Below are 16,281 nucleotides of genomic sequence, written 5' to 3' on the forward strand. Positions count from 1 at the left end.
TCTTATTAACTATTTCTAAGTGATTATCTAATTCAAATAAGGTATTATATCTTATTTAGTTTAATCTATCTTTATCTGATAACAATTAAATTTTAATAGGGGTGGTTTAAGATATGAGTAATTTGAAAGAGGCGAACTATAGTAGTGGAGAAAAATTCTTTAGTAAAGGTGAGTTAGGAGCAAACTACAGTCCAGAGATGACTAAATTCTCTGTTTGGTCTCCAGAAAATAATGAGGTTAATTTAGTATTATATGATGAAGCAGATGCTGTACATAGTCAAGGCGAAATAATTCCAATGAAAAAGGATAAAGCAGGAGTATGGAGTACAACTGTAAAGGGTGATTTAAAGAATAAGTTTTATCATTATCGGGTTACTAGAGATAATGAAGAGTTTTATGCTGTTGATCCTTATGCAAAAGGTTTATCTCAAAATGGAGCAAAAGGTGTAATTCTAGATCTAAAGGAGACAGATCCTGAGGGATGGAGTAATGATCAAAGACCAGAGTTAAAAAGGATAGAAGATTCTGTAATTTATGAGATGCATGTTAGAGATTTCTCTATTTCAGCTAATTCCGGTATGGAATATAAGGGTAAATATTTGGCCTTTACTGAAGAAGGGACAACGGTTCTAGGAAATGATATTAAGACAGGTATTGATCATCTAAAAGAATTAGGAGTAACCCATATACACTTATTACCAATTTTTGATTTTGGTAGTGTTGATGAGGCGGCAGATGATGAATATAATTGGGGATATGATCCAGTTAATTATAATGCTCCTGAAGGGTCATACTCTACCAATTCAACCGATCCTGTTGCACGTGTTAAGGAGCTTAAATCTATGGTTCAAAGTTTACATAAAAATGGTATAAGGGTAGTTATGGATGTGGTTTATAATCATACATATACTACGGAAACATCTAACTTTGGTAAGTTGGCTCCAAAACATTATTACAGGTATAAATCTGATGGAGAGGTATCAAATGGTTCAGGATGTGGTAATGAGGTAGCTTCTGATAATCCTATGGTTCGTAAATTTATTGTTGATTCTGTTAAGTACTGGGCCAACGAATATCATATTGATGGATTTAGATTTGATTTGATGGCCTTACATGATAAAGAAACAATGAAAATGGTGGCAAAAGAGTTGCGTGATATTGATCCAAGCATACTAATATATGGAGAACCTTGGATGGCAGACTATTCACCTTTGCCATTTGATGAACAATTAAGAAAAGGTGAGCAACGTGGTATGGGTGTTGGTGTCTTTAATGATGATTTAAGAGATGCAGTCAAGGGAAGTACTAGAGGTGAAGATAGAGGTTATGCTACAGGTCGTATAAGCAATATAGATGAGGTTAAAGAGGGGATAGTAGGAGGTATTAACTCTTTTGCAGATAATCCTCAAGAGTCAATTAATTATGTCTCAGCACATGATGATTTAACTTTATGGGATAAGATAGATAAGAGTAATGTGGTAGATAGTCAAGAAGATAAGGTTAAGATGAATAATTTATGTAATGCTATAGTCTTAACTTCTCAAGGAATTCCATTCTTGCATGGAGGGGTTGAATTTTTAAGAACCAAATATGGTGTAGCAAATAGCTATAGCTCATCTGATAAGATCAATCAGATAGAGTGGGAGAAGAAAGTAGATAATTATGATACATTCTTATACTATAAAGGTTTAATAAAATTAAGAAAAGAGCATCCTGCTTTTAGGATGGATTCTGCTAAAGATATTAAAGATAATTTAGAATTCCTAGAAACTTTAGATGGGGTGATTGCTTATACCTTAAAGAATAATGCCAATGGTGATAGTTGGAGAGATATTGTTGTTGCTTTTAATCCTCACCATGAAGCTAAGAAGGTAGAATTACCAAAGGGTGGAAAATGGAATGTTGTAGTTAAAGAAAATAAGGCAGGAGTTGAAAGTGTTGAGGTAGTTGAAGGAAAAGAGGTCTTAGTTCCTAAGATAAGTACAATGGTATTGTATAGTAATAAAGCTTAGCTTTATTACTGGTGATGAGTAATCAGTAATGAGTAATGGGTAAAACCTTAAAAAAACAGAAACCCTTTTATTCCCTAAGGTCTATAAGAGGTTTTGAGATCTTGACTTTACTCATTACTCTTCACTCATTACCCATTACTAGTGGCACGAAAGTGACACTATATTACTATTAAGCTTCAATATAAGATAGCAGTAAGGCTAAGATTAGTTCAATATCTAAAGAGCGAGGGGAGTGATAAGGATGAAAGATCTTAATCAATTTATTGTCTTTAAATTAGATTCAGAGCAGTTTGGTATTGAGATAATCAAAGTACAAGAGATAATAAAGCCTCAAAAGGTAACTAAATTACCTAAGGCAGAAGATTTTATTGAAGGAATAATTAATCTTAGAGGAGATATTATCACAATAATTGATCTAAGGAAGAGATTAGATTTTAATTTAGATGAGAATATAGAACCTAGAATAATGATTGTTAAGATTGATGGAATAAATGTAGGTTTTGTAGTAGATGATGCCTCTGAGGTTATTAGAATAGAAAAAGAGGATATTACGCCTCCTTCAAAAGGTGTAGCTGGGATAAAAACTGAATTTATAGAGGGGATTGCTAAGGTTGATGAAAGGTTAATAATAGTATTGGATTTAGATAATATATTAACTACTAGCGAAAAGGTAAAATTAGAAGAGGTGGCCAAGAGTTATTAAGCGCTAATAGATCTCCCTATAAGGGGAGATTTATTATTTTAAATTTGTAAGTTGATAAACTTTATTGTATAATTATAAGAAAATAAGAGGTACAGGAGGAGAGTATGGAGAAGCTAATACAATTATTGAATAATTATAAGAAGAAGGCTATGGACAGGAAGAAGAATTATAATTTAAATCCAAGACCTTTAACTAAAGAAGAGGTTGAAGGAATAGTAGAAGGATTATCTTTAAAAGGGTTAGGTGAAGAAAGCTTTATTATTTTTGAAGAAGAAAAGTTGGATAAGTTATTAGTCAGATTATTATCTAAAGAGGTTAGAAGGGGAACCTTCCCTTCATCTTATGTTAAGGCAGAAGGACTAGCAAAGGTAGTTAAAGGTGAGTTGGATACAGATTATATATCTAAAGAAGAAGCTTTAAATTTGTTGGCCCAGATGAAGGGTGGAGCTGCTTCTGTAGAGTTAGTTAGTTTATTAGAAGAAGATTATTATATTGAAGAGATTGTAGAGATTTTAAAAGATACCGTATTGGTTAATAAAGAGGAATTTGATAGGTTAGTATCCTTAGATGAAAAACCTTTAATTAAAGAATTATTGAAGAGTTGGGCAGAAGGTGAGTTTACTAAGGAGTGGAAATTAAAAGATTCTTATAAGGGATTAAGTATTAAGGTAGGAGATAATATAACTACTGGACATTTAAGTCCTTCAAAGAATGCAGATACTAGAACGGATCAACCGCTGCATGCTCAATTTATTATGGATGGTCGTGAGGACGAATCGGACTTTTTAGATCGTTTAGCTGATCTTAAGCAAAAGTCAGAGGATATTTTCTTGGTTGCAGGTTCTGCTTTAGGGGAAGGCTCTTCTAGAAAGTCTGCTACTTATACTATATTACAAGTCTTAGGTAAGTCGGTAGAAGGGGAGCCAGAGAAGAAAAAAGGCGGAGTTGTAATCGCTAAGAGTATGGCACCAATCTTTAAAATTTCTTTGGTAGCTTCAGCGATTTTGCCAGTTATTTGTGATACTGATGATATTGAAGAAGGGGATGAACTTGAAGTTGATCTAGAAGGTGAAAAGCTGATAGTTAATGGAAGCAAAGAATTAGATATTAAGCTTCCTATTCCTTTCCAGATGGATAAGATTGCTGCTGGAGGTATGACATCCTTTGATGCTGGAAATGAGCTTAAAAAGTGGGCATTAGCTTATTGTCAAGAGAAAGGGATTGAAGTTGAGGCTGATAAAGCTCTTAAAGAAGATACAAATAAGGTTCCTCAAACGTTGGCCCAAAAGATAGTAGGGATGAATCGTTTAGATGGAAAGAATACAATCTTACCTGGCGAAACTGCTCCAGTTCAAATTAGGGGTGTATATTCTCAGGATACAACTGGGCCAATGACTCTAGAAGAGTATCAATCAATGGCTGGAGGATTATTTGGTGCTGATTATGTTGTCCAATCTCTTTGTCATACTGGAGAGTGCCCATCTAGTGAAGATAGAGATCGTCATAAATATATAGATGATTTTGTTACTAGTCGTGGTGGTGTATGTTTAGAGACTGGAGAAGGTATTATCCATACTATAGCAAATCGCTTTGTTCTACCAACAGATGTGGTAGTAGGTGGAGATTCTCATACTAGAACTCCCCGCGGTGTATCTTTCCCAGCTGCATCAGACATTATAGCTGGAGCTATGAAGTATGGTAAGCAGGATTTGACTATGGATGAGTCTGTAAGGGTCATCTTTAAAGGCCAACCTAAGGAAGGGATTACTGCTAGAGATTTAGTATCTACTTTAGTTATGTATGCTGACAAGACTGTAGGCAAGGATATCTATAGTGGTCGAATTATTGAGATGGAGGGTGTTGAATTCCTTGATTCTGATGAACGTTATATCTTGACTAATGCTGTAGCTGAAAGAAGTGCTTCAGCAGGAACAGTTCCGCCAGATGAGAGGACTATAGAGACAATTAAAGAGAATTTGGAGTACTTAAGGTCTAGACCTGATGCTCAGTCATCACCTTCTGTTATTAGGACTATTGAGGCTATTGAAGAGTTCTTAAAGGATCCTATCTTGCCTAAGGGTGATGAGGATGCTCAATATGCAGCTACAATTGAGATTCCATTAGAAGAGGTTAATGAGCCGATTGTTGCTAAACCACATCATCCAGATAATGTAGCTTATCTATCAGAGGTAGCAGGTGTAGAGTTAGATGAAGTCTTTATTGGAAGTTGTGTAGGTGGAGATTTAGAGAGTATCAGGGCTGCTGCTAGAATCGTTGAAGGCCATAAGATACCTCATAAGGTTAACTTTGTAGTATGCCCTGCTTCTAGAGATATCTACAACCAGCTAGCAAAGGATGGTAGTTTAGCTAAATTGACTGAAGCTGGTGCTACTATAACTATGCCAGGATGTGGACTTTGTATGGGTAATAAAAGAAGAATTGGTGCGGGATCGACTGCACTAACTACTACAACAAGAAATTATCAATCTAGAATTGGCCCGGCTGATTCTAAGACTTACTTAGGTAGTGCTCATGTAGCAGCTGTTTCTGCCATCTTAGGTAAGTTCCCAACTGTTGATGAATATTTTGATATTTTCAAATAATATAAAACCCTCTAGAATATATATTCTAGAGGGTTTTAGCTTTAAGTGAATAAAAAGAGGTCAATAGACAATTCTAATAGTAAGTAGCTTTATATTAAACTGTTAATTAAAAATATTCATTAAATTATGAAAGGATGATTCATATAGATTTTTTAGTTGTCTTCAACCAAGTTTTAGTTCTTTTTTCAATATTGCTTTTAGGATTTATTCTTAGAAAGATTGGTATTATAGATGAGAGAGGAAATAAAAATTTTACCAATCTTATCATATATATAACTTTGCCAGCTTTAATCATTATTTCAATGGATTATGATTTTAGTTTAGAGCGTCTAGTAATGATGAGAACTACTTTAATTATCTCTGCAGGTATCTATATTGGAATGATAATAATATCCTATGTTATAATTAAGCTTTTACATCCATCTCCCAAAAGTGATGAAGATATCTATCAATTTATGATTATCTTTGCTAATACAGCTTATATAGGCTTTCCAGTTATACAGGTTATTTATGGAGGAGAGGGAATATTTTTAGGGGCTATTTATAATGTAATTCTTAATTTGGTATTATGGACCTTAGGTATAGTAATTATGGAGAGAAGAAAAGGTGAAGGTGCAAAGATAACTATTAAGGCTATATTAAATCCTGGGATCGTATCAGTAGTAATTGGATTTTTGATATTTATTCTTTCAATTGATTTACCTGGACCAATAAAAGATGCTATATCTATGGTAGGTGGAGTTACTTCTCCTTTAGCGTTAATTGTTGTAGGTTCTACATTATCCCAAGTTAAGATAGGGGGTACATTTACTAATATTAGATTATGGATAGTAAGTGTAATTAGGCAGGTAGTAATACCTATAATAGCTTTATTTATTTTAAGAGGGTTTAATATAGACCCATTAATATTAGGGGTGGCAGTTATTTTAACAGCTATGCCAGTAGCTGCTATGACGGCAATCTTTGCTCAGGAATTTAGAGGAGACTCAGCTTTAGCCTCAGAGGGAGTATTTTTAAGTACTTTATTATCTATGTTAACTATTCCATTGGTTATACAATTATTATAATTTAGAAAAGAGATAAGCACATAATATTATGTGCTTATCTCTTTTGGTAGTTTAATTTATCTTTTAGAAGTTATAATGAGATTAATTCTAAATCATTAGGCAACTCTTTGAAATTTATTAGTAGTTTCTTAGAGTTCTTTTCTTTTATTAATTTACAGATAAAGTTACATCCATTATTGAATTGTAATTCTAAGGAATTATCAAAAGAAGAGATCTCTAGTTTATCTGGTAGTTCTATCTTGTCAAAGTTTATAATAATTATATCAGGTCTTGCAATTACTTTATAATGAGAATTTGGCCCAATTATAAATTTGAAGATCTTCTTTATATTTAATTCATTATTCTTTTCTTTTAAGGTTTTAGCTAAATCTTCAATAAAGTTATCTGAATTGTTAAAGGTATTAATTATTTTCCTTTCTATTTTATTAATAGGGCTTATCTTTTCATCTTTTTTATTTAATTTTAATTCTTTTAAATTATTTATCTCTCTTTTAAATATAAAGTTTAGATCATAGGGGCTTTTTCCTTCATATAAAGTGATTCTAAGATCAAAGGTGTCAACTTTATTCTTTAACCTGTCTGGTGATCTATCTATTACTACCTTAGTTAGACTACCATTGAAGAAGCTCTTTTTCAGCCAGTTAACGAAATTTTTAGAGAAATCATTATACTTATCTTGGATAATAGAAGGTAAGGTTTCAAACTCTGTTAGATTTCTCTTCTGCTTGATAGAAGTTCTTTTAGTTAACTTAATAATAATATCCCTATCTTTTTTCATTGATTTTCTTATTTTATTACAGAGAATAAAGGTTAAAAGTTCATCATTAAAAGAGATTAGATTATCTTTTGCTAAGCTATCAAAGTGTATTAAAGCATCCTCTTTGAGTAAATACTTATTATGATCTCCTTTACTTATCATCTCCGGTTCTTCTTCTCTAATCTTTTGAAGCCTATCGTATATTATATTTTGACTTAAATTGAAATAATTCCTTAACTCTTTTACTGTAAGGTAATTATCCATAAATTAATCCTCCTTTTATAGATGGACATTCTATAAGTCTTTTAGTTAAATAGCTATAATTATTACCTATATAACTATTATACTAATTTAATTCTTAGTTGCAAAAGGATAATTTATATATATGGGCGTTTAAAACTCGCATTTACCGAATTATGGTATAAATTTCCCTTAGACTCTCTATTTTAAGAGATAGCTTTAATTTTTAAGGTTACAAGGTTATTTATAATCATACCATATATTATAATTCTAATTTCTATGGTTTTATACCTATTTTTAAAAGAATCTTATAGAGATTATACCATATATATATTATCTTAAGAGAGCTAGTGTGATAGAATCTTAATCTATATAGATGTTTAAAGTAGTTAGGGGTTATAAGTTGTTTTAAAAATTGTTGTTAATAATAAGCAGCCCAAGTAATATTCTTTGCAAAGTTGTTTAAAGTCAATTATAATATAAGTTGTTATCTTAAAAATTATATTATAAGATACAGAAAGGAATAAATAGATGAGTAAAAGAAATGATTATAGGTTATTAACTGTATTTGCATTTTCTATTGTTTTGACTTTTGGAATTATTATGAACTTAAAGGCCCAAGTTAACCCTTTAATTCAAGATTATTATGGGATTAATTATTCTAGGTTGGGTCTAATTTTTTCTACTTTATCTACAGGAAGTATTATAACAACCTTTTATGGGGGAAGGTTGATCCAGAATTTTGGGTTAAAGAAAGTTATCTTTAGTGGATTATCTGTTGTTGGGGTAGGTTTGGCTGTAGTAAATTATTCTATTACTTACAATCTACTATTAGTTGCTATGTTTATAATTGGGCTAGGGTTGGGACTTTTAAATGTTAGTAATAACTCACTTGCTTCTTTATTATTTGTCAAAAATAGAGGTAGGATGATGAATATCTTTCATTTATTCTTTGGAGTTGGTGGTATGTTGGCCCCTATTTATGCTAATGGATTATTTAATTTAGGTGGAAATTGGAAGAGTACATACTTTTTCGTTCTTTTGATAATAATACCTTTATTAATGGTTACCTTTAAAGCTAAATTCCCTAAGTTGGAGAGGGATAAAAAAGAGCCAACTTCTTTCTTTAAGCTATTAGGTGAACCTAAAATACTTATCTTTGCTCTAATCTTTCTGCTTTACGTAGGATTGGAGATTGGAATAGCCAGTTGGCTTGGTGTTTATCTAAATGATGTACAAGGTAGAAGTGAGGGAGAGATAGGGTTTTATTTAGCTATTTTCTTCTTTTTATTTACCTTTGGTCGTTTAGTTGCAAGTTTTATTGTAGAGAAAGTAGGTTACTTTAAAATGGTATTCATATCTGCTACTTTAGGTGGGCTAAGCTTTTTTCTTGGATTAGTTGGCCCGGAGGTATTTACAATCTTTTTTTCTATGGTTGGTTTATGGATAGCACCTATTTTCCCGACTATGCAGGCTATTATATTTGAAACTTTTGAAGAGGATATATCAGCTATTATTGGATTGATATTGACCTTTGGTGCTTTAGGTGATGTAATTATTGCTAATTGGTTTACTGGCTTATTAAATGATTTATTAGGAATTAGATTAGGTTATGGAGGATTTCTTGTTTATATAGTACTATTAATCTTCCTATTAAATTGGTTAAGAGTAGGATATTTAAATCAAGATAAGGTTAAAGCATCTAATTAATGACTTTAACGATGAATCTAATGATTAAATTTTAAAACAATTGCATATCCTAATCTTGAAAAGGAGGAGGATATAAGAATGCAATTAAGAGATATTATGACCAATGATGTATCTAGTGTTGGCCCAACTTCAAGTGTGAATGAAGCAGCGCAGATTATGAAGAATTTAAATGTTGGTTGTGTTCCAGTCTGTAATGGTAATGAGCCTGTGGGTATTATTACTGATAGAGATATTGCTATTCGTAATGTTGCTGAAAATGGGGATTTTAACTCTCCAGTAGAGAGTATTATGTCTAATAACTTAGTTTATGGAAGTCCGGATATGTCTGTCCATGAAGCAGCAGAGTTAATGTCAAAAAATCAGATTAGAAGGTTACCCATTGTAGAAAATGGTAATCTTGTTGGAATAGTAGCTTTAGGTGACTTAGCTGTACAGTCTGGATCAGATATGGAAGCTGGAGATGCTCTATCGACAATCTCTACTCCTAGTAAACCACAAAGTTAGATTTTAAATTTAGCAAGCTCTATCCTTTTTAGGGTAGAGCTTTTAAGTTCAGTAAGAAGGTTTTGCTCGCTTAGGCGCGAAGTTATTATTTAGATAGAAGTGATATTAAGTGGCACTTTGGTGCCATTAGTAATGAGTAAGACCAAAATCTCAAAACCTTTTATAAACTTAGGGAGTAAAGGGGCTTCTGGTTTTTAAGAAGTTACCCATTACTGATTACTCATCACTAGTAATAAATACAAAGGAGTTCTAACAATGAAGACACTGTTAACGACGTTAAATGCAAAGTTTATTCATTCTTCTTTGGCTTTGAGATACTTAAAAGCTTACTGTGGAGATGAATTTGATATTAGAATAAGAGAATATACAATTAATCAACATACTGATGAATTATTAGGTGAGATATATCGAGAAGGTTGTGATTTGGTTGGTTTTTCTTGTTATATATGGAATATAGGTCAGACTTTAGAATTGATTAGGCTATTAAAGAAGGTTCAACCTAATATTAAGGTTCTATTAGGTGGACCAGAGGTATCTTATGATGGTTACAAGTTGATGGAGGAGTATGAAGAGATAGATTATATAATATTTGGAGAGGGAGAGCTTAGCTTTAAGGAGTTGCTTGGTAACTTAAGGGTCAAAAAAGATCTGTCTAAGGTGGATGGTCTAATTTATAGAAAAGGAAGTAAGGTAGTAGAGAATAAAGCTAGAGAGGTTATTTGTGATTTAGATATTATCCCCTCACCCTATGAAAGTTTAGAAGGGTTAGATAATAAGATAATCTATTTTGAATCAAATCGCGGCTGTCCTTTCAACTGCCAATATTGTTTATCTTCTACTTTATCATCAGTTAGGTTCTTCTCTTTAGATAGGGTAAAGAGTGATCTTTTAAAGTTGATTGAAAGTGGAGTTAAACAGGTTAAATTTGTAGATCGAACCTTTAATGCTAATAGTAATTATGCTATGGAAGTCTTTAGATTTTTGCTAGATCAATGGTCGGAAGGTTTGGATATTAACTTCCATTTTGAAATTACGGCTGATCTAATGAGCAAAGAGATGATTGAATTATTATCTAAAGCTCCAAAGGGTTATTTCCAATTTGAGATTGGTGTACAATCGACCAATAAAGAGACTTTGAAGTTGATTGATCGTAGGATGGATCTAAAAAGGTTAAGCAAGGTAGTTAGAGACCTTAATAGCTATAATAATATCCACTTGCATTTGGATCTTATAGCTGCTTTACCAAAGGAGGACTATAATACTTTTAAAGAGTCATTTAATTTTGTTTATGATTTAAAACCAGGCAAGTTACAGCTAGGTTTTTTAAAACTCCTAAAAGGATCTGGGCTTAGAAGAAGGGCCAACGAATATGGGTATATATGGGCAGCTAAGCCTCCTTATGAAGTGTTAGAGAGTAATAGTTTATCATATGGGGAGATGTTGAAATTAAAGATGGTAGAAGAGGTTTTAGAGACCTTTAGTAATTCTCATCACTTTGATTATAGCATAGAATATATTAAAGATAACTTTTATGCAACCCCCTTTGATCTATTTGAAGATTTGGCTAAATTTTGGGAAGAGAAAGGATATTATCGCTATCCTCATAAATTAGAGTCTCTTTATAAGTATTTGCAAGAATTCTATAGGGAGTATTGTGTGAAGGAAGAAGATATATTTAATGAAATATTAAAGTTTGATTATCTCTTAAGAAGAAGAAAAGTGGATATACCTGATTTCTTTAATAAGTATGAAGTGGATGATTATAAGGATAAGTTTAATAATTTTACAAGAGATAAAGAGATGATTGATAAGTACTTACCAGATTTAAGCGGCTTTAGTGCACGCCAAATTAGAAGAAAGATTCAAATTGAGTCTTTTAAGTATGATATACTAAATGTTATAGATGGGTCAAAAGAGGGAATAAAAGAAGGATTAATAGCAATTTTGTTTAATTATAGTAATAAAGAAGGGCTTTTTAATAAAGCTAATTTTTCTAGAATTAACTTAAGTTAATGATTTTCATAACACTAATCTATAAGAGAAAGGCTATAATTTTATAATGATCTCCTGTTTAAATAGATATGTGTAATTAGATTAAGGAGGCGATGTATTATGATTAAGCTGAAAGTTTTAGTAAAAAAATTTAAATCAGCAGTAGCTAAAATATTTAATAAAGATAGTTTTAAAAAGTTAAAAAACTTATTGAGCAAAGGGTGTAATATAGTTAAGGATTTTTTAGTTGACAAATTTGAGTTAGCAAAAGAATTTTATTTAAAACAAGGTAAGGGCAATGGCCAAGGGGAGAAAGATCCCTTCAAATTAACTATTGTTAAATTCGTTCAGATGGGATTTATACTTATGATGTTGGTAATCATTTTTGTTGGTTTCTTTGTTTATAGAGGTACTGCAGGTATAAATAGAGAGATTGAGGAGATTAGATATGGGGTGGAAGAGTTAACTGATCAGTCTATTCCTATAATTAGAAGAAATACAGATTTGGTAAATGAGATAAATAGAAGACAGATTGCTTTATATAGATGGGAAGCAGGCTTAGGGAATACATCAAGTTTAGAGAGTGAAGTTGCTCAAAATAATATAGCTAATATAAAAACTTTAACTGATAATAAAGATATATTAGCCTCTTTAGAAGATGTTACTAGATGGAATGATCGATTTGAAGATGGTGTAGAGAGTATAAGAGGAACTTCTGATACCCATTTAAGAAGTGATATAATGCATAATCTTCATGATCGTATTAATTTACAATTAGGAATGGCTTCTGCATCTTTGACTAGAGAAATTTGGGATAATCTCCATAGTAGAATAGATGAGTTAAGTTTAAGAGTTGAAAATATTAGTGAAGATTCTCGCTCTAGTAGAAATATAGTTATCATTGTAGCTATAGTTACTTTATTAATTGGAATTTTGCTTGGATTTTTTATTAGTTTAAGTATATATAAAGTTACTAAAGAGGTGAAAGATCAGACTTATAAGGCCTCTGATAAGGCGGAAATTGTCTCTAAATCTGCTTATTCTATGAAGGAGGTAGCAGAAGAGGTTACCATTAAATTGAATAAATCAGTAGAAATTATAATGGATATGATGTCAGGTAATAATGAGATTTCTGAAGCTATAAGTCAGGTCTCCCTTTCGATTAAAGAGGTTTCTACAGGAGCAGAAAGCTTAGCCTTAAATGCCGAAGAGGTATCAAAGGCGGGAAATGAAACATATTCAGTTATTAAAGATACTTACAAGAAGATTGAATATGGAGATAAGCTGATTGAAGATACTGCAATAATAATGAATAAATTACAAGCAAGTGTAGAGAAAATTGGTAATATTTCTGATAGGATAATGAAAATAGGAGATCAAACTAATCTGTTAGCTTTAAATGCTGCTATTGAGGCAGCCCGGGCTGGTGAATCAGGAAAAGGTTTTGCTGTAGTAGCTCAAGAGATTAAAAAGCTGGCTGATGAAAGTATGGTGGCTACAAAAGAGGTTAAAAATATTGTTCAAGAGGTAGAGGCAGTATCAGCAAAAGCTATAAGAATGATGATAATGGATGAAGAAGAGGGAAGAGAAGATAGTATTGTTAGGGTTTTTTCTGATATTAAAGATTCATCTGCTAAAGTAAGAGATAAAATGGAACAAGTGATATCCTTTGCTGATGACCAAGTAGCGGCTACTCAAGAGATGAGTGCTTTATCTCAAGAAATTTCAGCTACCAGTGAGGAGGTTGCAGCACAGACAGGGGAGTCTACTAGTAGTGCTGACTCTTTAAATGATATTATGGTAGAGGTTACCGATTTTAATGATAAGCTTTATGATAAGGTTAATGAACAGCTTATGGAAAGTAAAGAGCAGTTAGAATTAATTGATAAGGTTGTAGAGTCAAATAAGAAACTTTCTAATTGACTTTAATCTTTTTTTAAATTTGAAGTTTTTTAGAAATACTATATAATTAAAATACAGTATAATATTAAGGCTAGGGGTGCCCTTAATTAAAAGGGCTGAGAGGGGAGAGTTCCCTAACTCTATAACCTGATCTGGTTAACACCAGCGGAGGGAAGCTAATTTATATATTTAATGGGCGTTGGCCCAGTTTTAGATAAAGAAGCTTCCTCGTTTAACGGGGGAGCTTCTTTTGTATTAGCAGTGAGCAGAGTAGTGTACAATGCACAGTTTACAGTTAAGGGATAGAAGATAAAGAATAGAGAACAAAGAATAATCTTGCACAGGGGCTTCTTTAAAGTTGGAATTGTACGAGATGTTTTTGGATTTAGGTTTCTAGTGCGGAAAGATCAAAAGTTAGGGGTAGATTAAATCTGATAAGGTAGGATTAAGTTCAGATTAAAAGATAAGAAATTAATTAAGATTTAAATCAGATTTAATCGGCTCTGATCCTTTTTTATCTGCGCTAAGTCTTTAGGGTTTATTAAGATTTTGAATATGAAATTACTACTTTAAAATGGGAGGATATATAATGAAGATAACTGTAAATGGTAAGGAAGAAATATTAGAAGAAGAGATAACAATAAAAGAGTATCTGCTTGGGAAGTCAATGGAGTTAGAAAGGTTGGTTGTTGAGTATAATTATAATGTTTTAGAGAGTGAAGAGTGGGATAACATTACTTTAAAAGCTGGAGATAATTTAGAGGTATTAAAGTTTGTAGGAGGGGGATGTTAAGATGAAGAAGGATTCTTTAGTTATTGGTGGAGTTAAGTTAGAGAGTAGGCTTTTAACTGGGACTGGGAAGTTTCCAAGAAAGGATATAATTAAGGATACTATTGAAGCTTCAGGCTCTCAGGTGGTGACTATGGCTTTAAGGAGGGTTGATTTTGATTCTCCTAAGGAGAATATACTAAATTATATTCCCAAAGGTTGTATCCTTTTGCCTAACACTTCAGGAGCAAGAACGGCTGAGGAAGCAGTAAGGATTGCTAGGATAGCTAAGGCTGCAGGCTGTGGAAATTGGATTAAGATAGAGGTTATATCAGATAATAAGTATCTAATGCCTGATAATCAGGAGACAATTAAGGCTACAGAGATCTTGGCTAAAGAGGGGTTTGTAGTTCTTCCTTATGTCAGTCCTGATTTAATGGTAGCTAAACGATTAGAGGAGGTAGGAGCTGGGGCTGTTATGCCTTTGGGAGCTCCAATTGGTTCTAATCGTGGTTTGAAGACCAAGGAGATGATTAGAATACTGATAGATGAAATTGAAGTTCCAATAATAGTAGATGCAGGAATAGGAAAGCCTTCTCAAGCAGCAGAGGCAATGGAGATGGGGGCTGATGCAGTTCTTGTTAATACTGCAATTGCTACAGCTCAAGATCCAATTGGAATGGGAAGGGCTTTTGCTAAGGCTGTTCAAGCAGGTAGAATGGGATATCTAGCTGGTAGTGGTCCAGTAAGAGATTATGCTAAGGCTTCTTCACCTTTAACAGGTTTCTTAGAAGGGATTGAATCATGAGCTTTTATAATGAATATTTAAAGTATAAGGGATTAAATTTAGATGATGTATTTAAAAGGGCCAACGATAATGATGTAAGAAGAGTCTTAGCAAAGGATAGTTTAGAGTGGGAGGATTTTTTAATTCTCCTATCACCTGTAGCAACTAAGCATTTAGAGGAGATGGCTCAAAGAGCCAACAAAGAGACGATTCAAAACTTTGGTAGAGTTATCTTCTTATATGCTCCTCTTTATTTATCTGATCATTGTGTAAACCAATGTGCTTATTGTGGTTTTAATGTTAAGAATAAATTCAAACGAAAGAAACTAAATATAGAAGAGATAAGAAGAGAAGGAGAAGCTATAGCTAAGAAGGGGATTAAGCATCTTCTAATCTTAACAGGTGAATCTCGTAAACATAGCCCAGTCTCTTATATAAAAGAGGCAGTCGAGGCTTTAAAGGACTACTTTTCATCTATTGATATCGAGATCTATCCTTTATATAAGGGTGAGTATGAAGAGCTTATAGAAGCTGGGGTAGATGGCCTTACTATTTATCAAGAGGTTTATAATGAAGAAATTTATGATCAGGTACATATAACTGGGCCAAAGAAGGACTATCGTTATAGGTTGGATGCACCAGAAAGAGGAGCTAAGGCTGGGATGAGAAGGATTAATATAGGTCCTTTATTTGGTCTTGATGATTGGAGAAAAGAGGCCTTCTTTTCAGCTATTCATACCCAATATCTCCAGAAAAATTATCTAGACTTGGAGTTGGCCCTATCTTTACCTAGATTACGACCTCATTTAGGATCTTTTCAACCAAAATCTATTGTAAGTGATAGGGATTTAGTTCAGATAATCTTAGCTTATAGGCTCTTTTTACCACGGGTTGGTATAAGCCTCTCGACTAGAGAGGGAGAGAATCTTAGAGATAATCTCCTTCCTTTAGGTATTACCAAGCTATCTGCTGAGTCTTCTACAGCAGTAGGTGGATATACCCAAAAAGATAGCACCGATCAATTTGCAATCTCTGATGGTAGAAGCTTAAAAGAGATTAAAAAGCTACTTTTGGAGAAAGGATATCAGCCTATTTTGCAGGATTGGCATAGGATATAGATAATTGAAAGTTTAAAATTGATAATTGACAGTTAAGATCAAAAAAATATAGAATGAAAATTAACAATTTTAGGTTTTGTTGTTATGTTTAGTGTTTTGATTTTTTACTATCAATTA

Annotated in this window: 12 protein-coding genes and 1 riboswitch; of the genes, 11 read left to right on the top strand and 1 reads right to left on the bottom strand. The window is 32.7% G+C overall.

Annotated elements, in window-relative coordinates; genetic code table 11:
* The first annotated feature begins 113 nt into the window (after positions 1–113).
* The 4 genes from pulA to HALSAC_RS0101865 all read left to right on the top strand — a co-directional run bounded on the left by pulA (position 114) and on the right by HALSAC_RS0101865 (position 6,385).
* Positions 114–2,012: a type I pullulanase gene (pulA, locus tag HALSAC_RS0101850; RefSeq protein WP_027338833.1), complete on the top strand. Its 1,899-nt coding sequence runs from the start codon at positions 114–116 to the stop codon at positions 2,010–2,012.
* A gap of 241 nt (positions 2,013–2,253) precedes the next feature.
* A complete protein-coding gene (locus HALSAC_RS0101855; protein WP_027338834.1) occupies positions 2,254–2,715 on the top strand; it encodes a chemotaxis protein CheW in 462 nt (153 codons plus the stop codon).
* A 104-nt stretch (positions 2,716–2,819) separates the two neighbouring features.
* Positions 2,820–5,318, top strand: a complete 2,499-nt coding sequence (locus HALSAC_RS0101860; RefSeq protein ID WP_027338835.1) for a bifunctional aconitate hydratase 2/2-methylisocitrate dehydratase — start codon at positions 2,820–2,822, stop codon at positions 5,316–5,318.
* A 134-nt stretch (positions 5,319–5,452) separates the two neighbouring features.
* Positions 5,453–6,385, top strand: coding sequence for an AEC family transporter (locus tag HALSAC_RS0101865; protein ID WP_035571061.1), 933 nt, complete (start codon positions 5,453–5,455; stop codon positions 6,383–6,385).
* A 70-nt stretch (positions 6,386–6,455) separates the two neighbouring features.
* Here the strand turns inward: HALSAC_RS0101865 and HALSAC_RS0101870 are convergent, their stop codons facing one another.
* Positions 6,456–7,406 (bottom strand): hypothetical protein, encoded by a 951-nt coding sequence (locus HALSAC_RS0101870; protein ID WP_027338837.1) that lies wholly within the window; start codon positions 7,404–7,406, stop codon positions 6,456–6,458.
* A gap of 507 nt (positions 7,407–7,913) precedes the next feature.
* Between HALSAC_RS0101870 and HALSAC_RS0101875 the strand changes: the two genes are divergently transcribed.
* The 7 genes from HALSAC_RS0101875 to thiH all read left to right on the top strand — a co-directional run bounded on the left by HALSAC_RS0101875 (position 7,914) and on the right by thiH (position 16,164).
* Positions 7,914–9,092 (top strand): MFS transporter, encoded by a 1,179-nt coding sequence (locus HALSAC_RS0101875; RefSeq protein ID WP_027338838.1) that lies wholly within the window; start codon positions 7,914–7,916, stop codon positions 9,090–9,092.
* Between the two features lie 78 nt (positions 9,093–9,170).
* On the top strand, positions 9,171–9,596 hold the full coding sequence (locus HALSAC_RS0101880) for a CBS domain-containing protein (protein WP_027338839.1): 426 nt from the start codon (positions 9,171–9,173) through the stop codon (positions 9,594–9,596).
* 255 nt (positions 9,597–9,851) lie between these two features.
* Complete coding sequence (locus HALSAC_RS0101885; protein WP_027338840.1) at positions 9,852–11,609, top strand: B12-binding domain-containing radical SAM protein; 1,758 nt, start codon at positions 9,852–9,854, stop codon at positions 11,607–11,609.
* 99 nt (positions 11,610–11,708) lie between these two features.
* Entirely contained in the window at positions 11,709–13,511 is a 1,803-nt protein-coding gene (locus HALSAC_RS0101890; RefSeq protein WP_027338841.1) for a methyl-accepting chemotaxis protein, read from the top strand.
* 62 nt (positions 13,512–13,573) lie between these two features.
* Positions 13,574–13,681, top strand: a riboswitch (TPP riboswitch).
* Between the two features lie 398 nt (positions 13,682–14,079).
* The gene (thiS, locus tag HALSAC_RS0101900) at positions 14,080–14,283 is read left to right on the top strand and encodes a sulfur carrier protein ThiS (protein WP_027338842.1); all 204 of its coding nucleotides are present in this window, start codon (positions 14,080–14,082) and stop codon (positions 14,281–14,283) included.
* A gap of 1 nt (position 14,284) precedes the next feature.
* Entirely contained in the window at positions 14,285–15,067 is a 783-nt protein-coding gene (locus HALSAC_RS0101905) for a thiazole synthase (RefSeq protein ID WP_027338843.1), read from the top strand.
* Positions 15,064–16,164, top strand: coding sequence for a 2-iminoacetate synthase ThiH (thiH, locus tag HALSAC_RS0101910; RefSeq protein WP_027338844.1), 1,101 nt, complete (start codon positions 15,064–15,066; stop codon positions 16,162–16,164). The genes HALSAC_RS0101905 and thiH overlap by 4 nt, the downstream gene beginning before the upstream one ends.
* The last annotated feature ends 117 nt before the right edge of the window (positions 16,165–16,281 follow it).

The organism is Halonatronum saccharophilum DSM 13868 (assembly GCF_000517025.1).
Lineage (GTDB): Bacteria > Bacillota > Halanaerobiia > Halobacteroidales > Halobacteroidaceae > Halonatronum > Halonatronum saccharophilum.